The organism is Agrobacterium sp. 16-2014-1-2a, from assembly GCF_053522705.1.
Map to the genome: position 1 here is coordinate 484,199 of NZ_JBNWBX010000003.1, position 22,366 is coordinate 506,564.

Annotated in this window: 17 protein-coding genes and 1 tRNA gene; 6 read left to right on the top strand and 12 right to left on the bottom strand. The window is 58.5% G+C overall.

The annotated features are described in order from the left end of the window. Nucleotides 1–22 precede the first annotated feature (22 nt). The 4 genes from ACQZ45_RS13880 to ACQZ45_RS13895 all read left to right on the top strand — a co-directional run bounded on the left by ACQZ45_RS13880 (nt 23) and on the right by ACQZ45_RS13895 (nt 5,452). A complete protein-coding gene (locus tag ACQZ45_RS13880) occupies nt 23–1,261 on the top strand; it encodes a vWA domain-containing protein (protein ID WP_013761916.1) in 1,239 nt (412 codons plus the stop codon). A 163-nt stretch (nt 1,262–1,424) separates the two neighbouring features. Beyond that, on the top strand, nt 1,425–3,047 hold the full coding sequence (locus tag ACQZ45_RS13885; protein ID WP_003511539.1) for an ABC-F family ATP-binding cassette domain-containing protein: 1,623 nt from the start codon (nt 1,425–1,427) through the stop codon (nt 3,045–3,047). Between the two features lie 85 nt (nt 3,048–3,132). Then, nucleotides 3,133–4,281 carry an alpha-hydroxy acid oxidase gene (locus tag ACQZ45_RS13890; protein ID WP_025595327.1) on the top strand — a complete coding sequence of 383 codons (1,149 nt, stop codon included), beginning with the start codon at nt 3,133–3,135 and terminating at the stop codon, nt 4,279–4,281. Nucleotides 4,282–4,483: 202 nt separating this feature from the next. Beyond that, nucleotides 4,484–5,452 carry a GNAT family N-acetyltransferase gene (locus ACQZ45_RS13895; protein WP_025595326.1) on the top strand — a complete coding sequence of 323 codons (969 nt, stop codon included), beginning with the start codon at nt 4,484–4,486 and terminating at the stop codon, nt 5,450–5,452. Between the two features lie 16 nt (nt 5,453–5,468). Here ACQZ45_RS13895 and ACQZ45_RS13900 read toward each other — a convergent pair whose 3' ends face one another. The 11 genes from ACQZ45_RS13900 to cpdR form a co-directional block, all read right to left on the bottom strand. Then, nucleotides 5,469–7,673 (bottom strand): methyl-accepting chemotaxis protein, encoded by a 2,205-nt coding sequence (locus ACQZ45_RS13900; protein WP_025595325.1) that lies wholly within the window; start codon nt 7,671–7,673, stop codon nt 5,469–5,471. A gap of 298 nt (nt 7,674–7,971) precedes the next feature. Then, the gene (locus ACQZ45_RS13905; protein ID WP_448742295.1) at nt 7,972–9,471 is read right to left on the bottom strand and encodes an FGGY-family carbohydrate kinase; all 1,500 of its coding nucleotides are present in this window, start codon (nt 9,469–9,471) and stop codon (nt 7,972–7,974) included. Then, nucleotides 9,464–10,306 (bottom strand): class I fructose-bisphosphate aldolase, encoded by an 843-nt coding sequence (locus ACQZ45_RS13910; protein WP_448742301.1) that lies wholly within the window; start codon nt 10,304–10,306, stop codon nt 9,464–9,466. The genes ACQZ45_RS13905 and ACQZ45_RS13910 overlap by 8 nt, the downstream gene beginning before the upstream one ends. Nucleotides 10,307–10,308: 2 nt before the next feature. Continuing rightward, nucleotides 10,309–12,033, bottom strand: coding sequence for an FAD-dependent oxidoreductase (locus tag ACQZ45_RS13915; protein ID WP_448742296.1), 1,725 nt, complete (start codon nt 12,031–12,033; stop codon nt 10,309–10,311). A gap of 122 nt (nt 12,034–12,155) precedes the next feature. Then, complete coding sequence (locus ACQZ45_RS13920) at nt 12,156–13,154, bottom strand: aldo/keto reductase (protein ID WP_025595321.1); 999 nt, start codon at nt 13,152–13,154, stop codon at nt 12,156–12,158. Beyond that, nucleotides 13,151–14,125: a sugar-binding transcriptional regulator gene (locus tag ACQZ45_RS13925; RefSeq protein WP_025595320.1), complete on the bottom strand. Its 975-nt coding sequence runs from the start codon at nt 14,123–14,125 to the stop codon at nt 13,151–13,153. Before ACQZ45_RS13925 ends, ACQZ45_RS13920 begins: the two co-directional genes overlap by 4 nt. Before the next feature lie 29 nt (nt 14,126–14,154). Then, nucleotides 14,155–15,156, bottom strand: coding sequence for an ABC transporter permease (locus ACQZ45_RS13930; protein WP_003511562.1), 1,002 nt, complete (start codon nt 15,154–15,156; stop codon nt 14,155–14,157). A gap of 12 nt (nt 15,157–15,168) precedes the next feature. Further along, nucleotides 15,169–16,689 (bottom strand): sugar ABC transporter ATP-binding protein, encoded by a 1,521-nt coding sequence (locus ACQZ45_RS13935; protein ID WP_025595319.1) that lies wholly within the window; start codon nt 16,687–16,689, stop codon nt 15,169–15,171. Nucleotides 16,690–16,758: 69 nt separating this feature from the next. Further along, entirely contained in the window at nt 16,759–17,772 is a 1,014-nt protein-coding gene (locus ACQZ45_RS13940; protein WP_025595318.1) for a substrate-binding domain-containing protein, read from the bottom strand. Nucleotides 17,773–18,326: 554 nt separating this feature from the next. After that, nucleotides 18,327–18,401: transfer RNA gene (locus ACQZ45_RS13945), tRNA-Val, on the bottom strand. 81 nt (nt 18,402–18,482) lie between these two features. After that, nucleotides 18,483–18,845 carry a cell cycle two-component system response regulator CpdR gene (gene cpdR / locus ACQZ45_RS13950; protein ID WP_003497910.1) on the bottom strand — a complete coding sequence of 121 codons (363 nt, stop codon included), beginning with the start codon at nt 18,843–18,845 and terminating at the stop codon, nt 18,483–18,485. Nucleotides 18,846–19,026: 181 nt separating this feature from the next. Between cpdR and ACQZ45_RS13955 the strand changes: the two genes are divergently transcribed. Together ACQZ45_RS13955 and hisN are read left to right on the top strand one after the other, a co-directional pair. Beyond that, nucleotides 19,027–19,911: an N-formylglutamate amidohydrolase gene (locus ACQZ45_RS13955; RefSeq protein WP_013761928.1), complete on the top strand. Its 885-nt coding sequence runs from the start codon at nt 19,027–19,029 to the stop codon at nt 19,909–19,911. A 320-nt stretch (nt 19,912–20,231) separates the two neighbouring features. Then, entirely contained in the window at nt 20,232–21,008 is a 777-nt protein-coding gene (gene hisN, locus ACQZ45_RS13960; protein WP_003511569.1) for a histidinol-phosphatase, read from the top strand. Nucleotides 21,009–21,061: 53 nt separating this feature from the next. Here the strand turns inward: hisN and ACQZ45_RS13965 are convergent, their stop codons facing one another. Further along, a complete protein-coding gene (locus tag ACQZ45_RS13965; protein WP_003511570.1) occupies nt 21,062–22,003 on the bottom strand; it encodes an alpha/beta fold hydrolase in 942 nt (313 codons plus the stop codon). Nucleotides 22,004–22,366 lie beyond the last annotated feature (363 nt).

Here is a 22,366-nt window from a genome sequence, read left to right on the forward strand (position 1 = left end):
TGTTCTAATTAGTGAGCCCGTTATGATCTCCTCCGCATATCAAAAAATGACGCGCCGTTTCCTTGCCGATACGGGCGGCAATTTTGGCATGATGACGGCAATATTGCTGCCGGTGCTGCTTGGTTTTGCCGGAGCCGGAATGGAGCTGGCGAATGTGATGCAGGTGAAAGCGGACCTGCAGAACACGGCGGATTCGGCGGCTCTCGCGGCGGCGACCGAGGCCCGCTTGAAAGAAGGCGCTCTGACGGACGAACAAATCAAGGAAATCGCCAAGGCCTTCATCGCCAGCCAGATGGAAAAGACCCTGACCGAGGAGGAGAAGAAGGCGCTCGAGAAAAACTCTCCAGTCAATATTGGCACAACGGACGATGCGCGCGGCAAGACCTACACCATCCAGACCACGATAAACTACCAGATGCAGCTTAATCCGCTCTTGGGGTTCTTCGGGGCGAAAACACTCGATCTTGCCGCGACAGGCACCGCGGTAAGCACTGTCAACAAGGGCGCGCCGATCTCCATGTATCTGGTGCTCGACCGCTCGGGTTCGATGTCCTTCAAGACCGATACGCTCAACACCAAGAAAACGTCGTGCCAGAACTACACGGTCGATAACTGGGGGAGTTATCCCAATCTCAAAAATACATCGCCTTGCTACGTCAACAAGGCTACTTCACTAAAAACCGCGGTCGGCTATCTCGTCGCGACGTTGAACAAGGCCGATCCCACTTATACCGCCAACGGCGGTTCCGAACTGGTTCGAACAGGAGCCTCGGTCTATACGCATGAGACCTACGCGGCCCAGCCTATCACCTGGGGTACTAGCAGCGTTGCCACCTATGTCGACAAACAGATCCCGGAGTTTCCGTCTGGCGGTACGGATGCCCGCAGCAGTCTGAATGCCGCATACAACGCCCTTAAAAAAGCGAATACCGTTGAAGCGAAAGAACACAAGGACAAGAAAAGCGAATCCTTCGAGCGATACATCGTTCTCATGACGGATGGCGAAATGACGGGGAACAGCTCCTCCTGGAGTTCCAGCATAGACCAGACCGTGCGCAATACCTGCGATACGGCCAAGAAAGACGGTATCAAGATTTTCAGCGTCGCGTTCATGGCGCCGGACAAGGGCAAGTCGCTGCTGCAACATTGTGCGTCCAGTCTCGACAATTATTACGCGCCTGAAAACATGGAGCAGATCGTTACCGCCTTCGGGGAAATTGCCCGCAAGGCTGCCGGCAGTTTGGCAACGCTGACCAATTAAGGGAAAATCAAGCCAGCATCCCCCGGAAACGACCCCGCTTCCGGGGAGCGATGTTCCCGGGGCGACCTTGCCGGGTTGCATGGCTGGCACGGCGTGCGCGGCAGGTGACAGCGCCGGCGACACATGCCATAGGAGAGCCGCTCCCATTCACAGGGCCCCTGTCATGATCCGCATCGAAAATATCAGCAAGTCGAACAGTCACCGCATTCTCTACATCGAGGCCTCCGCTGCGCTCAATCGCGGCGAGAAGATCGGCCTTGTTGGCCCCAACGGTTCTGGCAAGACCACGCTGTTCCGAATGATGACCGGCGAGGAACAGCCCGACGAGGGACAGGTCGTCGTCGAAAAGGGCATGACGGTCGGTTATTTCAACCAGGACGTCGGCGAAATGTCCGGCCGTTCCGCCGTGGCCGAAGTCATGGAAGGCGCCGGCCCGGTCAGCGAAGTCGCAGCCGAACTTCGGCAGCTGGAAGCCGCCATGTCCGATCCCGACCGGATGGACGAAATGGATGCCATCATCGAGCGTTACGGCGAAGTGCAGGCGCGGTATGAAGAACTGGACGGCTACGCGCTGGAGGGCCGCGCGCGCGAGGTTCTGGACGGGCTGAGCTTCAGTCAGGAAATGATGGATGGCGACGTCGCCAAACTTTCCGGCGGCTGGAAAATGCGCGTGGCGCTCGCCCGCATTCTTTTGATGCGCCCGGACGTGATGCTGCTCGACGAACCCTCGAACCATCTCGATCTCGAAAGCCTGATCTGGCTCGAGGATTTTCTGAAGAACTACGACGGCGCGCTTTTGATGACCTCGCACGACCGCGAATTCATGAACCGCATCGTTACCAAGATCATCGAAATTGACGCTGGCAACCTCACCACCTATTCCGGCGACTACGGCTTTTACGAACAGCAGCGTGCGCAGAACGAAAAGCAGCAGCAGGCGCAGTTCGAACGCCAGCAGGCGATGCTCGCCAAGGAAATCAAGTTCATCGAGCGCTTCAAGGCGCGTGCCTCGCATGCCTCACAGGTGCAGAGCCGCGTCAAGAAACTCGAAAAGATTGACCGCGTCGAGCCGCCCAAGCGGCGCCAGACGGTCGCTTTCGAATTTGCGCCGGCGCCGAGATCTGGCGAAGATGTCGTCGCGCTGAAGAAAGTCAACAAGGCCTATGGCAGCCGCACGATCTATGGCGAGTTGGACTTCATGGTGCGGCGCAAGGAACGCTGGTGCATCATGGGTGTCAATGGTGCGGGAAAATCGACCTTGCTGAAACTGGTAACCGGTACGACCACGCCGGATTCCGGCAACGTCACGCTCGGCGCCAGCGTCAAGCTCGGTTATTTCGCCCAGCATGCCATGGATGTTCTGGACGGCGACAGCACCATTCTGGAGTGGCTGGAGGAACGTTTCCCGAAAGCCGGGCAGGCACCGCTGCGCGCCCTTGCCGGCTGCTTCGGTTTTTCCGGTGACGATGTGGAGAAGCGCTGCCGCGTTTTGTCCGGCGGTGAGAAGGCCCGTCTGGTCATGGCTGCCATGCTGTTCGACCCGCCGAATTTCCTCGTGCTGGACGAGCCGACGAACCATCTCGACCTCGACACCAAGGAAATGCTGATCAAGGCCCTGTCGGAATATGAAGGCACGATGCTTTTCGTTTCGCATGACCGCCATTTCCTGGCCGCCCTTTCCAACCGGGTGCTGGAACTGACGCCTGACGGTATCCACCAATTTGGCGGCGGATATACGGAATATGTCGAAAGCACCGGACAGGAAGCGCCGGGCCTGCGCAGCTGAGGCAGCTTGACGGACGTATGAGACGCAGAATTCCGGGACAGGTTTCATCTTTTAACGTTTGCAGAGCGGATCGGTGGACTAACAAATGCAACTTAAAGACTGCTACAATTTCCACGATTTTCGCCGAATGGCAAAACAGCGTCTTCCCGGACCGATCTTCAACTACATCGACGGTGCTGCCGACGATGAGGTGACGTACCGGAGAAACACGGCCGCCTTCGACAATTGCGATCTCGTCCCCGACGTGTTGCGGGGCGTGGCCGATGTGGACATGTCTGTCACCGTCATGGGGCAGAAGCTGGCGATGCCGGTCTATTGTTCCCCGACGGCGCTTCAGCGTCTCTTCCACCATCAGGGGGAGCGGGCGGTTGCGGCCGCAGCCGGAAAATTCGGCACGATGTTCGGCGTTTCTTCACTCGGCACCACCAGCCTCGAGGAAGCGCGCCGGATCAGCGGCGGCCCACAGGTCTATCAGTTTTATTTCCACAAGGACCGTGGTCTCAACCGCGATATGATGGCGCGCGCCAAGACTGCGGGTGTGCAGACGATGATGCTGACGGTGGACAGCATCACGGGTGGGAACCGTGAGCGCGACAAGCGCACCGGTTTTGCCATTCCGTTCAAGCTCAATCTTTCCGGCATTGCGCAATTCGCCATCAAGCCGGCCTGGGGGATCAATTATCTGACGCATGAGCGCTTCAGCCTGCCACAGCTCGACGGCCACATCAAAATGGACGGCGGCGCGCTCTCCATCAGTCGCTATTTCACCGAAATGCTCGACCCATCCATGACATGGGACGACGTCGCACAGATGGTGCGTGAATGGGGCGGCCCTTTTTGTCTGAAGGGTGTCATGTCCGTGGAGGACGCCAGACGCGCCGTCGATATCGGTTGCAGCGGCATCGTGCTTTCCAATCACGGCGGTCGCCAGCTCGATGGTTCGCGTAGCGCCTTCGACCAACTGGCCGAGATTGTCGACGCAGTCGGTGACCGTATCGATGTCATGATGGATGGCGGCGTTCAGCGCGGAACGCACGTCCTCAAAGCCCTGTCTCTGGGGGCGAAGGCCGTCGGGCTTGGCCGCTATTACCTTTTCCCGCTTGCCGCCGCCGGACAGCCGGGTGTCGAGCGTGCGCTTGAGCTGATGCGCATCGAAATCGAGCGCGGCATGAAGCTGATGGGCTGCACCACCGTCGACCAACTGACACGCCGGAACCTGCGGTTTCGTGACTAGAGCGGTGTCAGCGCGAGGAAATCGAGGCCTGTCGAGCTTATCGACAATATAGTCGGATAATCACCCGTACCGAATGACCCCTTTGAAACCACCACAGCGGTTTCGAGAGGTTTTCACGCTTTCGGCGCTGCGCAGTGGTGACCTTGGCAAGACCGATCGAATATGATTATGGTTGCATGATGCAACCATAATGGATTTTGGCATGTCCGAAAGACCCTTTCCCATAAACGATATCCGCTCCACCTCGCGTCGGCTCGTGCGCGAACTCGGCTTCATGGGTGGAGACTTTGCCGGCACCGATCTGCCGCCCTCCGCCGTGCACGCCCTGATCGAGATCGAGGCATGCCCACGCATTTCCGCACGCGATCTGGGAAAGATGCTTCGGCTTGAAAAGTCGAGCATCAGCCGCATGCTTCGCAAACTGGTTCTTTCGGGCGATGTTCTGGAAGAAACGGACGAAGAGGATAGTCGTATCAAGCGGTTGCGCCTCGCCGGGCGAGGACAGAAGCGGGTCGAAGCCATCCACACCTTTGCCAACCGACAGGTATCAAACGCACTGTCGCGGCTCGCGCCTGCGGATGGCCAAAAAATCCTTGACGGGCTTCGCCTTTATGCCGACGCGCTGGGAGACCGGGCCGACGCCGCGGCTCCCCCGATCGAAATCGTCAGGGGCTACAGGCCCGGCCTTATTGCCCGTATCACGCAAATGCATGCGCTTTATTATGCCCGGACATCAGGCTTCGGCCAGCGCTTCGAATCCGTTGTTGCCGAAGGTCTCGCCTCCTTTTGCAACCGGCTCGAAAGCCCGCAAAATGCGATCTGGGTCGCAATGCGTGGAGACGATGTCATCGGCTCCGTTGCAATCGACGGTGAAGATCTGGGACCGGGAACCGCGCATCTGCGCTGGTTCATCGTCGATGATGGCGTGCGTGGCGGCGGCGTCGGGCGAAGGTTGTTGGCAACCGCCCTTGCTTTCACGGACGAAAAAGCGTTCGCCGAAACCCATCTGTGGACTTTCAACGGACTTTTGGCGGCACGGCATCTTTACGAGGCCCAGGGTTTTACCTGTGTAGAGGAACGTCCCGGCAGCCAGTGGGGAAGCGAGGTTCTGGAACAGCGCTTCGTCAGGCCGCTTCCTATGGTTGGCGACGCTGAACGTGAAGCGAACTAAACCCCGTGGCGGCCGATCAAGCCGCCTTGAGAGCCCCCCGATGAGCAAGTGCGCCTGAACCCAGCTCGAACTGGCCGAGCAACCGGTTCAGCGCATCGACCTCGCCTGCAAGATTGTGGCTTGCGGCGGTCATTTCTTCCACCATCGCGGCATTTTTCTGCGTGTCCTGATCCATCTGGTTCACGGCGGTATTGATCTGCTGAAGGCCGGACGACTGCTCTTGCGCGGATTCGACGATCGCGGCGACGTGCTGGTTGATCTCCTGCACTTCGGCGACAATCGCGTCGAGTGCCCTGCCGGTGTCGCCGACAAGATGCACGCCCTCTTCGACCTGCTGGTTCGATTTTGTGATCAGCGACTTGATTTCCTTCGCCGCGCCGGCAGAACGCTGCGCAAGTTCGCGCACCTCCTGCGCCACCACGGCAAAACCCTTGCCTGCCTCGCCGGCTCGCGCCGCTTCCACGCCGGCATTGAGCGCCAACAAGTTGGTCTGGAAGGCAATCTCGTCGATCACACCGATGATACTGGAAATCTCGTTCGAGGATTTTTCGATCCGCTCCATCGCGATTACGGCCTGACGCACGACTTCGCCCGATCGTTCCGCACCGATGCGCGTGCGGGAAACCAGACGGCCCGCCTCATGCGCACGGTTCGCGGCGTCTTTCACGGTTATTGTGATCTCTTCAAGAGCTGCGGCGGTTTCCTCCACGGCAGCAGCCTGCTGCTCCGTCCGCCTTGCCAGATCATCGGAGGCTGCCTTGATTTCATTCGCGCCGGCATCAATACCGGCGGCATTATCCGATACCCGCAGAAGCGCGTTCTGCAACTTCCCGGCAGAAGCGTTAAAATCGTTGCGCACGGCATCGAACCGCTCGACAAAGGGATCGTTGATACGACAGGACACGTCGCCATCTGCGAGCCTGGCCAACGCCTGAGCCAGACTGTCAACTGCGAAACGGATGCCGCTCGCCTCATCGGCCGCCTTGTGTTCGCGGGCCACCCGCTCCTGTTCGCCAAGAGTTCGGTTGGCTTCCGCTTCCTGCTCCAGCAAGGCTTTTTCACGATTGTTTTCGCGCAAAACGTCAAGCGAGCGGGCAAGATCGCCGATCTCGTCCCTGGTCTCGATATCCTTCAATGTCAGCTGGAGATTTCCCCGAGCGATCTGGGCAGTCTCATCGATAACATTCGTGATGCGGTTGATGAACCGCCTTGCAATAAACCAGCCGGCCAACGCCAGCAGCACCGCCGCCGTTACGATCGTCAGGACGGCGTCACGCATCATTGCATGCAGCTGCGCAAAGACCGTGTCTTCCGGAACCGAGACGATTGCGTACCATTTCATGTCGCCGGTGAGCATGACCGGCAAGGCGACGGCAAGGGAAACCGTGCCGTCCTGTGCCGTCATTTCCAGCTCTTTTCCGGGATTGGCGATCAGTTTATCCCAGCCTTCAGTTTGTGCGCCGCCATCTGCGAGGTTCTTACCCATTATCGTCGCATCGGGATGGCTGATGATCTTGCCGCCGCCACTCACAAGGCTCATGAAGCCCGTTCCCATCGGCCGGACGGCTGACAACGCCTTGTTCGTTTCCTCCAGCGACAGATCGAGGCCAGCGACGCCCAGAGTTTTACCGTCGACGATGACAGGTTTGGCGACCGAGGTAATCAGAACCTCCTTGCCATCGATTGCGTAAGAATAGGGTTCGATGACGACTGTTTTCTTCAATGTGAAGGGCAACTGATAATAATCGCCTGGACCCGCGGTGGTATAATCCGTCAATGCGGTGTTGCTTATTTTGCCTCCGCTCCGCACCCAATAGGGTACATAACGACCAGTCGCATCATATCCCTCCTTGTTGACGAAGTCCGCATCCTTGCCATCGAAGGCATTGGGCTCCCATCCGGTCCAGAGACCAAGCAAATCGGGATTGTTCGCCAGCATGTGCCGGATAAGCTGATCGGCCTTGCCCCGATCGGCATCGCCCGACTGCTTCATCGATTCCAGAACCGAGCCGAGGCTATTGACGATGTGGATCATACCGCCGATATTTTTCTCGGTCGTCAAGGCTTCGGCTTGCGCGATCTGCTGCATACGCTCCATACTGTTGGCCCTCGTATCCTCAAAGGACCGATAAAACAGCACGGCCGAAGCCGCGATCGTTGCAACGACGCCGCATGCGGCGACTGCGAAGATATTACGGCCCGTTGTCGATTTAAACAGCATGTCACATCCCCACAAAAAATCCCGGCCGCGACGGCTGAGGTCGCTGCGCGCAAGCCCAAAATGTCAGCAACCAGACCAGACGATAATATTAGAAAACTATGCTTAAAAATTACTTTAATTCATATTTTTAGCGCAATTAAGAAAACAGAAATAAATTATAAAACCGTAATATTACAGTACAAACAAAATATTACGGGATATCCGAACCTTCCGAAACGCCAGCATATATTGCAAGCTACGAGCAAGCTCATGCGGCACGCATCATTGCGTGCCGCTGATCAGGAAAACCGGGAGCCTTTTAGTCCTGCAAACGCAGATCACTCCAGAAGCCGCGCAACTGGTCGGTCAATTGTGTGTAGAGGCCGTAGCGCCGCCTATAATGTGGAAGTTGCCCCGCATCCGGCCGGTAGGCACTGGCCACGCGGGTCATCGCTGCGACCGCCGCTTCATAGCCGGGATAGAGACCGACCGCCACGGCCGCGCCGATGGCCGCACCAAGCGCGCCGGTCTCGCGGGCCTCCGCGACACGCAGCGGGATTTCCAGAACGTCCGCCATGATCTGCGGCCAATGCTGGCTGCGGGAACCGCCGCCGGACATGACGGCACTGTCGACCGGCAGCCCCGCTTCCCTGAGAACGCCGATATGGCGGCGGTGTTCGAAACACACACCCTCGAACAGGGCTCTCAGCATGTGGCCTTCGCCATGCCATCCCGCCAGACCATAAAACCCGCCCCGAAATTCCGCGCCCAGTCGCGAGCCGAAGATGAACGGGTGGAAGAACGGATCGTCGGCGCGTTGCAAAACGGAACCGACCAGATCGTTGCAGCGCTCGAAGGCATGGTCACCATGGTCACAGCGAACACGGTGCACGTACCATTCAAGATTGGCCGCAGAGGTGGCGCTGGACTCGATATTGACATAGCGGCCACGTCCAAAGGTCGTGACCATGAAGACATCGGGGCTGATGACCGGTTTATCCGCGAAAACCTGATTAATGCTCCAGGTGCCGGCGATGATAGAAGCCTCCCCGGCGTTGATGACGCCCGACCCCATGGCGCTGGAGACGACATCGAAAAAACCGCCGATAACGGGTGTGCCCTCGGAAAGCCCCGTCAGAGCGGAAGCCTCAGCTGTCACATGGCCGACGATATCCGCCGATTCCACGAGGCGCGGAAAAAAGGCGACGGCATCCTCAAGCCCGTAGAGCGACAGGAGTTCCCGGTCGAGCTTCGCTTCGGGGAAGGCAAGCAACCCCGCACCACTGAGATCGGAAATATCATTGGCAAGACAACCGGTCAGGCGGAAGTTCAGGAAATCCTTGCAGAACAGCACCGTTCCGATCTGGGCATATGTATCGGACGCATGCCTTTTCACCCAGGCCAGCAGGCTGGGCGTTTGCGCGGGCCAAGGCCGTTGCAGACAACGGTTCTGTAGTTGCGCGCCGCTTTTCCGGTCAAGCTCTACCGCCACATCGGCGGCTCGGCTGTCAAGCGACTGGATACCGATCAGGGGCTGCTGATCCTTGTCCAACAGGTACAGACCGTTGCCGTGGCCGGCGCAACCGACGGCGAGGATGCTCCGGGGATCGACGGACGATTTTCCCAGAAGCTGGCGGATCGCCTCGCATCCGTTGCGCCACAACTCCTCCAGATCGCGCTCGACGTAACCGGGCTGCGGAAATGTCGAATGGCCGTCGATGGCGTGTTGCGCGACCTGCCGGCCGACCGTGTCGAACAGCACCGCCTTGATCACCGTGTTGCCGACATCCAGACCCAATATATGATTTTTATCAGCCACGATTATAGATGTCCCATGCTTCTTCCCTGCCCGCACCCTGATGGATGATAGCCATCAAGGCCGCAACGACGGCCTTGGGGTTGTCATGCTGGTAGATATTCCGTCCATAGACCATCCCGTTCGCACCTTCGGCCACCAGTGCCGCTGATTTCGCCAGCACGTTGCGCAAGTCCTCACGCCCCCCGCCCCGCACCAGAACCGGGCACCGCGCTGCCTCGATGACCTTGTGAAAATCCAGCGGATTGCTGGTGGGATCGGCCTTGATGATATCGGCTCCCATTTCCGAGGCAAGACGCACCAGCGTGACGATCTTTTCAGCATCGCCATCCACCTGGTAACCGCCGCGCACATCATTGGGCAACATCACCAGCGGTTCGATCATCAGCGGCATGCCGTAACGATGGCAATCGGCGCGCACGCGGCTGATATTCTCGACGCATTGGCGAAACAGTTCCGGCTCGTCCGGCAACATGAACAGGTTCACGACGACGCAGGCGGCGTCCATCTCCAGCGCGCCGATGATCGGATCGTGATAGTTCTGGAGCTGCGACCACATGGTTCTGTGGCGCGTTGAATTATAGGGGTTGCCCATGTCGATGCGCATGACGAGCGCCGGCTTGTCGCGCTGCGGCCTTTGCTGCAATAGGTCCGCCTGTCCGTAGGTCATCTGGATGGCATCGGGACCTGCTTCCACCAGCCTGTCGACAGTTTGAGCCATATCCTCCAGCCCGACGAGGAAGCTCGGCTCGTTGCAAACCCCGTGATCAATGGCAACGTCCAAGCATCCACCATTGCGGAACAGCCGGTTCATGCGCGCCTTTTTCGAAATCCGCATCATCATGCATTCTCCTTGCATCTGTGTTTAAGCATTGCCGTCGTGACCCCGTAAAAGGTCTCCAGTTCATCAACGAGCCGCTGCCGTTCGTCCGCCGCCTGCTGTGGCGCCCATCCCAGTTCGCGCGCTGCGACGCCAAGGATCGCATCGATCAGATCGGCATCGATGACGCCGGTAATGGCAAGCGTCGTGCGGCGCAGGATGAGATCCGTCAGATGGCGGACATGTTCGCAGCGGATCAGCCAGACTACCTCTGCCGCCGTGATCGGCGGTTTTTCGCAAAGCGGACTGTCATCCGTACGGCCCCGACAAAAACCCATCAACTCGAAGGCACGTGAACCGTAGGCCGATGCCAGATACTCGGCCCGGTCCCGGTCGATCGAAAATTCCTCCGACAGCAGGGTCGGCAGGCGCCCGGCACCGCTGGGGAAGTTCCTGCCGCCGCCGATCGGGCGGTTCATTGTGCCAGTCAGCCGCTTGCGTCCGAGAAAGGCCAGGGCCTCGTCGGTCACCTGTTCGCCAAAGGCTCTGAACGTCGTCCACTTGCCGCCGATCATGCAGAGCTGCGGCGGATCGCCCTCCACGCGGTGGATGAAATGGCTGCGGGATATTCTTCCGGTAAAAGCGGCGTCGCTGCGCGGCAGCGGGCGTATGCCGCTGAAACTGTAGACGATGTCGCAATGGTCGATGGAAATATGCGGAAAGACCTGACGGACCGCATCGAGAATATAATCACGCTCTTCCGGTTCGCATCGCACCCGTTCGGGACGATCGACCTTGATATCTGTCGAACCAGCGAGAACCCGGCCAAGATAGGGAAAGAGGATACAGACACGGTTGTCGGCATTCTCGAAAAAAATCATATGGCCGTTCAAGGCCTTAAAGAGCGCCTCGTTGGCGAGGATCAGATGCGATCCCTTGGTGCCGGAAACGGTCGGTTTCGCCCTCCCCGCAACCTGTGTGGTCGTTAGCGCTCCAATCGTCTCATCGATCCAGGCGCCCGTCGCATTGACGATGATGCGTGGCCGGACGGGCAAGGTTTCGTCCGTGCCCTCCACCTTAAGACCATAATCACCGCCAGCGCGGACAAACTCGGCATAGTTCAGCGCAATGCTTTGCGGCGCATCGGCCCGGGTGTCGATCAGAAGCTCCAGCGCAAGCCGTTCGGGCTGGCTGATCCACGCATCGTAATAGGTGGCCGAATATCTGATGCCTGGCGTCAGGCCCGGCCAGCGTTGCAACGTCTTGCGTGCGTTGCGGAAGGTGTGTCGGGGAAGGATGCGATTTTTGCGGGTGACGAAGTCATAGAGCATGAGGCCAGCCTTGATCGCCAGTGCCCCTCGGCTGGCAGGTTTTCCGCCGGAACCCACAAAGGTCGCAGCCGCGTTGAACAAGCCGCTGAAGGTTGAAAAGATCGGGATCGTCGTCGGCAGCGGATGAACCATATGCGGTGCCAGCGTCAGAAGCGCATCACGCTCCCGCAGCGATTCCGCCACAAGGCCGAATTCACCATTTTCGAGATACCGCAGGCCACCGTGGATCATGCGCGAGGGTGCGGCACTGCAACCGGACGAGAAGTCGTTGCGCTCTACCAGAAGCACCCGCAGTCCCTGTAAAGCGAGATCGCGATAGGCGGCGATACCATTGATACCGCCACCGATGACGACGGCGTCGAAATCACCGTCTTGCCGGATGCGGCGTAGAGCGTCCTCGCGAAAACTGGGCATAGGAATACCGTTCGCTGGCTAACAACCAGCGTCCCAATGTTGTTAAACGTTTAAAGCGACGAGAGAGAGGGGTAGCGAAAATTATGCGCTATTCGCCTGAAGCCCCGTCTCAGCTACATGATTTACGCATCGAGCCCCACGAGATGCTCGGCAACGCCAGCGCTGATGAGAGCAAGTTCATTTTCCGCGAGGCGCAGGCGGGCCGCAGCAGCGTTTTCAACCGCCTGAGCCGGATCGCGCGCCCCGCACAGCGAGAATGTTATGCCGGGCTGGGCAATCGTCCAGGCAATCACGACCTGCGCAATCGACGCCCCATGCGCTTCGGCCACCGGCTCCAGACCCCGCATCAGCCGCGCGATCTTCTCGCGGTTTGCCTGGCTGAAACGCGGATTGCCCTTGCGCTGATCATCCCCTGCAAAAACCCGTTCAGGTCCGACCTTGCCCGAGAGGAGACCGAGCGCCAGCGACGAGTAGCTCAGGACCGAAACAGCACTCGTGCGGCAAAGCGGCAGAAGTGTCGTCTCGATGTCCCGCCGCACCATTGAATATTCTTCCTGGATGGCATCCAGCGCGCCGGTGGCGATATAGGCTACCAAATCCTCCGGCGAGACGTTGCTCGCGCCGATCGAACGGATCTTGCCTTCGTCCTTCAGGCGCACAAGCGTTTCCACCGTCTCGGCAATCGGCGTCGTCGCATCCTGCCAGTGGGTGACATAGTGGTCGATATAGTCGGTTCCGAGCCGCTTCAGGCTCTCTTCGACCTCATGCCGGATCGAAGCGGCGCCGAGATAACGGTGAACTGGCTTGCCATCCTGGTGGAAGAAATAGGCGCCCTCGTTCACATGCCAGACCAGCCCGCATTTGGTGACCAGCACCACCTTGTCGCGCCGGCCGGCAATCGCCTTGCCGACGATGGTTTCCGCAAGACCCATGCCATAGGCTGGCGCGGTATCTATCAGGGAAATGCCGGCGTCAATGGAGGCCTGGATAGCGGCGACGGATTGCCGCTCATCGGTGCCGCCCCACATCCAGCCACCGATGGCCCAGGTGCCCAGCCCCACGGCTGATGCGCTGATACCGCTGCCGCCAATCGTCCGGGTCAATATTGAATTGTCCGTCACGAAGTTTCCCCCTCTTCCTGATCCAGTAAATAGCCGGCGATCGCCTCGTCCACGACGAGCGAGGTCAGATAGCGGCCGGCAAGCGTGGCTGCCACCGGTCCGGCCTTGATGGCCCCGGCCGCCACGCCGATGATGTTCGGGCACCGGGCAAGCTGCCCGGGGTCCAGCGCCACCACGCGCGAGTTGAGATCGATCCGCGCCAGCTGCCCATCCGCCATGGTGAGATGGGCAAGGAATTCCCCGGCAATGCCCGCATCCACCAGCGCCTGCCCGCCACGGGCCACATCCGGCAGCAGATCGTAATAACCGGAACCGGGCGCCTCCACGGAACCGATGCCAACCAGTGCCACCTGCGCCTGTCGCGCTAAGTCGAACACTTCGCGGATCGAAGCGACATTCATCAGGAGATCACGCTGTTCCTCATCCTCGGCAAATAGCGGCGCATGAATGAGCGACGCGCTGCCGCCGAGCTTTTCCGCCAGTTGCGTGGCCAGATGATTGACATCCGTATAATGCTTGCCCTGCACACCCCCGGTCAGCGGCACTACCCGCACATCGAAACGGCGCTCCACCTCCAGATTATCGACGACGGCGCTCACCGCCTTGCCGCCGGTAATCGCAATCACGTCGCCGTCGCGGATAGTCTCCAGCAAGTGGTTGGCGGCCACGCGTCCGACCATCTGCAGCGCGGTTTCCGGATTGTCGGACACCGTCGGTGTCACCACCGACTGTCTGAGGCCGAAGCGGCGTGTGATCTCGTTTTCGAGGTCCACCAGCCTCTGATAGGGACTGGCGATAGTGATCTTTACCATGCCTGCCTTGCGGCCCGCCGCTATCATACGGTTCACCTTGGTGTGGGAAAGATTTAGCCGCTCGGCAATTTCCGACTGCTTCACGCCCTCGATGAAATGCAGCACCAGGACGGAGTACATCTGCCTCTGTTGATCGAAATCGTCCTTGGTATCCAGCATGATCGTATATCTCCAATTACCACAGGCGCTCAGCGGCGACGCTTGACAAGATAGTGGTCGAACAGGACCGCCGTCAGCAATATGCTTCCCCTGATGATGTCCTGCCAGTAGACAGACACATTGAGCAAGGCAAGCGAACTGGAAACGACCGACAGAAGGATCGCCCCGAGGATTGCGCCGAGAATGGTGCCCGAGCCGCCCGAAAGGCTGGCGCCACCGATGACCGCGGCTGCAATCACGTTAAGTTCCATGCCGACTCCGAAGCTCGGCTGTGCTGACCCGAAGCGGGCCATGTAGATCACGCCTGCGACACCGCACAGCATCGAACAAAGCGTGGTGGTGGCAAACACCACCCGGCCGACGCGGATGCCGGAATAAGCCGCCGCTTTCGGATTGCTGCCGGTATAGAACACCTTACGGAATGCCGTCGTGCGCCGCAGCAAGAGATCGAAGCAGACGACCACCACCGCGAATATGATCAGCACCAGCGGAATGCCGCCAAGCGCGCCCTGGCCGATGAATTTGAATTCCGGCGGCAGCGAGTAGAGACCGAGCGGCCGGCCGCCCGTTGCGAGCAGGCAGACGCCGCGCGCAATCACCATGACGCCCAGCGATACGATGAAGTGATGCAGGCCGATGACCGTTGTCAGAAATCCCATGGCCATGCCGACCAATGTGGTGAGGCAGATTGCCAGCCCGGCCGCGACCCAGGGATCGACACCGTTGAGGAATAGCCAGCCAGCCGCAACCATCGCAAGCGCCGTGACGGAACCGACGGATAGATCAATGCCGCCCGAGATTAACAGGATCGTCATGCCGACCACGACGATGCTTTCGATGGCGAAAACCATCGCCATGGCCCGCAGATTGTCGACCGTCAGGAAATACGGGGATATGAAAGACATCACCGCGAAAAGGGCGAGGATGATGACGATAAGTCCGGTCTCCCGTGCCTTGAGCGCCGGTTCCCACCAGCCTGTGCGGCGAACCGCCACTTCTGCAATGCCCGAAGGTGTTTCCGATGTTGCCATTTTCCCGCTCCCTCAGGCCCCTGCCGGGCTCTCTGCAATATTGATCGATGCGAGCTGCATGATCTTTTCTTCCGTCATGTCCTCACCCTCAACCTCGCCGGCAATGCGCCCCTCGCGCACGACCAGTACGCGGTCGCTGACACCGATGAGTTCCGGCAATTCAGAGGATATGACGATCACGCCCACACCCTCGCGTGCCAATTCCCGGATCTGGCGGTGGATTTCGGCCTTTGCGCCCACATCCACCCCGCGTGTCGGCTCGTCGAGAAAGACGACCTGTGGCTCCACCGACAGCATCTTTGCCAGTGCCACCTTCTGCTGGTTGCCGCCGCTCAAGGTAGAGACAGCGTCACCGACGCTGTTTGCCCGCAATTTCAGCCGGCGTCCCAACTCGTCGGCGCGCTTCATTTCCTTGCGCCGTTCGATAAAGCCCATGCCGTTTGATATCCTGCCGACATCGAGCGCCGAGACATTCGCGGCAATGGACATGTTGAGAAACAGCCCGTCGCCCTTGCGGTCCTCCGACAGATAGACCAGCCCCTCGCGGATGCTGTCGCGATAGTCCTTGAGCCTCAGCGGCCGGCCGCGCAACGTGACCTCGCCTTTTGGTTTTCCCTCCAGCCGGCAGACCGCCCGCACAATTTCGCTTCGCCCTGCGCCGATCAGGCCGGCGAGCCCGAGGATTTCGCCCCGGCGCAGATCGAAATCGACATCGAAAACGCGCTTTCCCTCGTTCAGTCCCCGAACAGAGAGAATGACGTCATTCGATTTTTCTTCTTCCGCAAGTTTCGGTGGGTAGAGCTTATCGAGCACCCGTCCCACCATGCTGTTGACGACTTCCTCCGGGGAAATCTCGGAGATATTCTCCGTCCTGATGTGGCAACCGTCGCGCATCACCGTGATGCGGTCGCAATGCTCAAAAATCTCCGCCATCCGGTGCGAGATATAGATGATCGCAATTCCGCGTTCCGCCAGCCGGTGCATGATCCGGAAAAGGGTCTGGGCCTCGGTTTCGGTCAAAGCCGCCGTCGGCTCATCAAGGATCAGGATACGGCAGTCCAGCGTCAGCGCCTTGGCAATCTCAACGATCTGCTGTTGCGAAATCGACAGATCACCGGCGCGGCTGGCGGGATCGATATCGCCGATTTCCTTCAGGATGGTTGCCGCCCGCTTGCCAAGATCGCGATAATTCATGAACCAGGATTTGCTTTGGCCGGTCTCCGACATGAACATGTTTTCGGCAACCGAAATTTCCGGGCAAAGCGCAATCTCCTGATGCACGAAACCGATACCGAGCCGGTTCGCCGCATTGGGCGAGGATATTTTGACCGGTTTGCCGTCCAGCAGGATTTCGCCGCCATCAGGCTGCAAAATGCCATCGATAATATGCATCAGCGTCGATTTACCGGCGCCGTTTTCACCCGCGAGCGCATGGATTTCTCCCCGCCGCAGCTCAAAGGCAGCAGTGCGCAACGCCCGCACAGGCCCGAACGCCTTGTGAATATTCGTCATGTTGAGGATGACCTCGCCCATAACGCCCCTCCCGAACGTGGCTCCCCTTTGCCAGCGAGGCGTAAACCTCGCCGGTTTCAGGGCGGCGCGTCAGCGCCCCTTCATATAGTCATTGAGATCGAAGGAAGCGGCGTTCGCCTTGGTAATCACGGCGAAACCATTGTCCATCGAAGGAACCTGCATAGGGTTGAAACCTGATACCTTGTAGTCGTTGAAGGGGTCGATCAGATCCGAATGGGCACCCAGAAAGGTGTTCATGAAACCCATGAAGCCCTGAACGCCCTGATTGGGATTGATGGACATGTAGATGTTGCCCTGCTTGATGTGCTCCAGCGTCGCCGGGGTAATATCCGCATGCAGGATCAGGACCTTCTTCTTGGCCTCGAGAACAGCGGTCGTTGCGCCTTCAGCCGAGCCGGCTTCAGGAATCCACAATGCGCCGAGATTGGGGTTGGCCTGCAACAGGGCACCCACCGCCTGATAGGCGACGTTTGCATCCTGGTTGGTCGCCTGGCGGCCGACGAGCTTCATTTCCGGATAAGTGCGCCCCATGTAATCGATCAGTGCGGTGACGCGCAGATCATGGTTGCTTTGGCCCGGATTTTCGAGAACGGCATATTCGCCCTTCTTGCCCAGCTTCTTGACGATCTCGTCAGCCGCAAATTTCGCCTCGGCAACATTGTCAGAGGTGATGTAGGCGGTGCGTTTCGACTTCGGCGAATCCGCCGCAAAAGTCGTCACCGAAACACCGGAGTCGATCGCCTTGTTGATCGGTTCGATAAAGGGATCGGCCTGCATCGGATGCAGCAATATACCCTTCGGCTTCTTCACCAGTTCCTGCTCGAAGGACGCGATCTGCTTGGTGATGTCGTATTCGGGCGTACCGGTGAAAACGGCCTCGCAGCCCAAGGCCTTCGCGGCCTGCTTGAAACCTTCAAACACCGGCACCCAATAGGGGTGGCTGGAAACCATGACGTTCATCACATAGGTCTCGCCCGGTTCACAGGCGAATTTGCCCGCAGCAGTGGCCTGAGAGCCGGCGCCTGCGGAAATCGCCACGGCTAAAACACCCGCGGCAACGGTCGATTTCAGAAAAGCCAACATATTCCCCTCCCAAGGACAATGACCAATCCGCAATAAATTTTAAGTCGTGTAATTTATTGCATGACGTTTGAGATATCGGGAAACCGGGCAAGCGTCAATCCGGTTTGCATTTTATTTTTTTGAGTGAAATTTATTGCGGAGCGCATGGATAGTTTGGAGGCTGCCTACAGGATAGCCCGTCGCTCGAGCGAACTCCGCGGATCGAATAGGTAGTCAATAAACGTGCCTATACCAATCAGCTGGCGGCAGTCGGATGTCTTAAGACCAAGGGATGGCAAGGCGCGATGCACTCAGGACGCCAAATGGCGGGTAGCGCGCAAACGCTTCGGTTCATCACGCCCTCCTCCATGTCCATGCCTCATGGAAGGCCGCTAAGTCCTCCTGGCGATCCTCTTTGCCCTAGTTGGAGTGGTATTTATGACGGTGTCGCAGCGTGTTCCTGTGATGGGACCGTTGACGCGTACTCCATAGGGGACAGGTTCGATTGACACTGAGGCCACTATGCAAAAAGGCCCTGCGATTTCTCGCAAGGCCTTGATATTTAAGAATTCGGATGGTGGGCGTGACAGGGATTGAACCTGTGACCCCTACGATGTCAACGTAGTGCTCTCCCGCTGAGCTACACGCCCTCCGTGGCGGCGGATAGACCACAAAACCGGTTCATGCGTCAACTGCTTTTTTTCGGTTTTGTGAAGGTTTTTTGAGACCCCTTACGCCACAAGGAGTTTGTTGACCTCATCCACCAGATCGCGAAGATGGAACGGCTTGGAAAGCACCTTGGCATCCTTTGGAGCCTTCGAATCGGCGTTCAGCGCGACGGCCGCAAAGCCGGTGATGAACATGACTTTCAGGTCGGGGTCGAGTTCAGTCGCGCGCCGGGCCAACTCGATGCCATCCATTTCGGGCATGACGATATCTGTCAGCAACAGCGAGAAAGGCTCTTCGCGAAGCCGGTCGTAAGCGCTTGCGCCATTGTCGAAGGAAGAAACCTTGTAACCGGCTTTTTCCAGCGCCTTGACGAGAAAGCGGCGCATATCGTTATCGTCTTCAGCGAGAAGAATTTTCTGATTCATCATAAGTGACCGTAACTGCTCAATGTTTGAGATACCCTAGCCCGATTATAGGATTTTCACGGTAAATATCATGTGAACACAAGAATCGGTATAGCGCTGCATGGTCGATAGTATGGACTTGCCGCACCGTAACTGGCAACATGAACATCCTGATAGTTTACGACATGGTAAATGGCACTGAATGGACTGGATAACGGGTGAATACGAGCTGTTCGAAGTAACGGAACCTGCCGTTCAAACCCTGCCATTCGTCTATAATTCACCCCATAGCGGTCGCTGTTACCCCATCTCCTTTCTGGAATCGGCACGGCTTGATTCGCACGAGATCCGGCGCTCGGAAGATCACTTCGTTGACGAGCTGTTCGCCGCTGCGCCCGACATCGGTGCGCCGCTGCTCAAAGCCAATTTTCCCCGCGCGTATCTCGACGTCAATCGCGAGCCCTACGAGCTTGATCCGCGCATGTTCGAAGGCACTCTGCCTCCCTACGCCAATATCGGCTCCATGCGGGTTGCCGGCGGCCTCGGAACGGTACCCCGTATCGTCGCTGAGAATATGGACATCTATGCCCACCGCCTGCCGGTGGACGAGGCGCTGTCACGGATCGAGACGATTTACAAACCCTACCACGCCTGCCTGCGCCGGCTGCTGTCACGCACCCACGCCAATTTCGGCATGGCGGTACTGATCGATTGCCATTCGATGCCGGGCAATATCCGCGTTGCCGGCTCGAACCTGCGGCCGGATGTCATTATAGGCGATCGCTACGGCACCAGTGCTTCCCAAGAGGTCTCCCGCGCCGCTCTGCATTTTCTTGAAGAACTGGGTTTCGTTGCGGTCTGCAACAAGCCCTATGCCGGCGGCTTCATCACGGAACATTACGGCCGACCGATCCGCTCTCTTCACGCGCTCCAGATCGAGGTCAATCGGGCGCTGTACGTCGATGAAAAAACGCTTTCGAAGAAAGCAGATTTTCCCGCCATTCAGGCATCGCTTGAAATCTTCATGCGCCAGCTCGGCGTTTTCGTTTCGGAATACGCGATCGAAACCTCGCTCGCCGCCGAATAACACATCAAATTCCAGGATATTTCAGACCTCTGTTCCAGACAGCCTGCCCACGCGCCGGGCAAAAAAAACCGCGCCTTGGCGCGGTCAAGTCTAGGGAGGAAACACCCAAGGAGGGTATTTACAGTCAAAGACTGCAGGGTCACGCTACGCATTATATGCACAATTGTCAATCATTTTATTTTATGCACTTTTTTTAGGCTTATGCTGAAAATTTGGAATCGGCCGTGCCTGCATCCATACGTGTGGACGGCGGGTGCAATTCCGGTCTATGCATTTCGCCATACAATTCAGGCCCAATAATTCAGGCAATGAGGTTTCGCATGCTGCCCGACCGGGATTTCTTCTTCAAACTTGCCGAAGCCGCCAGCGCTGAAACGCTTCCCCGCTTCCGCACAGGCATTGCCGTCACCAACAAGGAGGACGGCGGCTATGATCCGGTGACGGAAGGCGATCAGGCAGCAGAAAGCGCCATTCGCGCCCTCATCGAGGCACGTTTCCCGCAACACGGCATTCTTGGTGAAGAACACGGCAATGTCGGTCTCGATCGCGAACATATCTGGGTTATCGATCCAATTGACGGCACACGCGCCTTCATTTCCGGCGTGCCGGTCTGGGGCACGCTGATCGGCTTCCAGTCGGCCGGCCGCGCTTCGATGGGCATCATGGACCAGCCCTTCACGAAAGAGCGTTATTTCGCCGACGGCGAGGCCGCATGGTATTTCGGGCCGGATGGTGAACGCAAGATCCGCACGCGCGAATGCGCTTCGCTGTCGGATGCTGTGCTGTTCACCACGACACCCCATATCTTCACGGCGGAAGAAAAGCCCCTTTACGACAAGGTGCAGGATCAGGTTCGCCTTTTCCGTTATGGCGTGGATTGTTACGCCTATTGCCTGCTTGCCGCCGGCCATGTCGATCTGGTGATCGAATCGGGCCTGAAGCCCTATGATGTCGGCGCGCTCATTCCGGTGATCGAACAGGCAGGTGGCATCATCACCACCTGGGATGGCGGGCGTCCGGAAAATGGCGGCCGCATTCTGGCAGCCGGTTCCAAAGCCGTGCACGAACAGGCGCTCGCCATTCTTTCAAAACTGTAGATGGTGCGACTGACGGGGATGGCGCAAACCGCGCCATCCCCGTCATCGCCGCGTCATTCCGGCGCGAAAAAGGCGTCGATGGCCGCCAGCGCCTGTTTGCGGAAAACGTCGCGCTCATGCAGCAATTCATGGCGCGCGCCGGTTATGGGAAGAAGCTGCGCCGCGCGGAAGTTGCGCGAGAGTTCCTCCTGCGCCTTATAGGGCGTGATCGTATCCAGCATCGGCGCAAGAATGAGGGTGGGAATGGTTATGTCCGTCAGATGGTCCTGACGGGTCACCCGACCCATTGTTTTCAGCGCTTCATAAACCCATCGCGCTGTCGGTGCGCCGATGAAGAGTTCCGGAAATTGCCGATGCAGCGCAAGATTTCTGGCAAAACGTCGGGCGTCAGAGGTCAGCGGATTGCCATCGAAATCCCGTTCGCGCTGATCCCTGCCGAGCTGAAGCTTTCCAAGACCCAACAGGCTTAAAGCGGTCGCGACCAGCCGGATGACGGACGAAGGAACGGATTGCTGGCTGTCCAGCTCGATAAAGGGCGAACAAAGCGCCAGACGGTCGATCCTGTTCGACAGGCCGGGTGCTGCGGCCAGTGCTGCAAGTGCGCCGGTTGAATGGGCGATCATGAAGAATGGCAGCCGGGTATCCGGCAGCACCACCTGTTCGAGAAACAAACTTATGTCGCGCTTGTAGTCGGAAAAACGTCGTACATGCCCGGCGCCTGGCTTCTTCAGCAGCCGTTCGGAACCGCCCTGCCCGCGCGTATCGAAGGTCGCGACCCAGAATCCCATGGCCGTCAGATCGCTGACGGTCTCGAAATATTTCTCGATACATTCGTTGCGACCATGCAGCAGAACCACAGTTCCGCGCGCAATGTGTCGGCTGGCGCGGAAGATCGCGTATCGAAGCTGTTTGCCGCCGTGGCCGGTGAAATAACCGACGGTATGGTTGCCGGGAACCGGGTTGTCTTCGCTCTCGCGCAATGTGGCTTCGATCATCGGTCTTTTCCGGCTTCTCTGCCTTTTCGGGATAGGTCGGCGGCGGCGGAAGGTCAAAGAAAAAATTGCCGGAACCGTCGGTTAAAGCAGTCGCGGTTCCGGCGAATAGGACAGAAGAAGAAGGGACGTTATTGCTTCTGCCACGGAGCATGTCTCCGATGACGGATATTTATGGCTCTCAAACTGAACGATGCTGGAACCGGATGTTCAGCGATGGTTCATCTTGTGTCGCCCATTCCGCTTTAAAGCGCCCCCTTGACGGAGCGCCAAGCCATTCCCATCTCATTCATGCGGCCGCCAGAACGGGGCCGCGCCATATGTCCGGCCGTCGCCAGAACGGGACGCCGGATCAACCGCAAACAG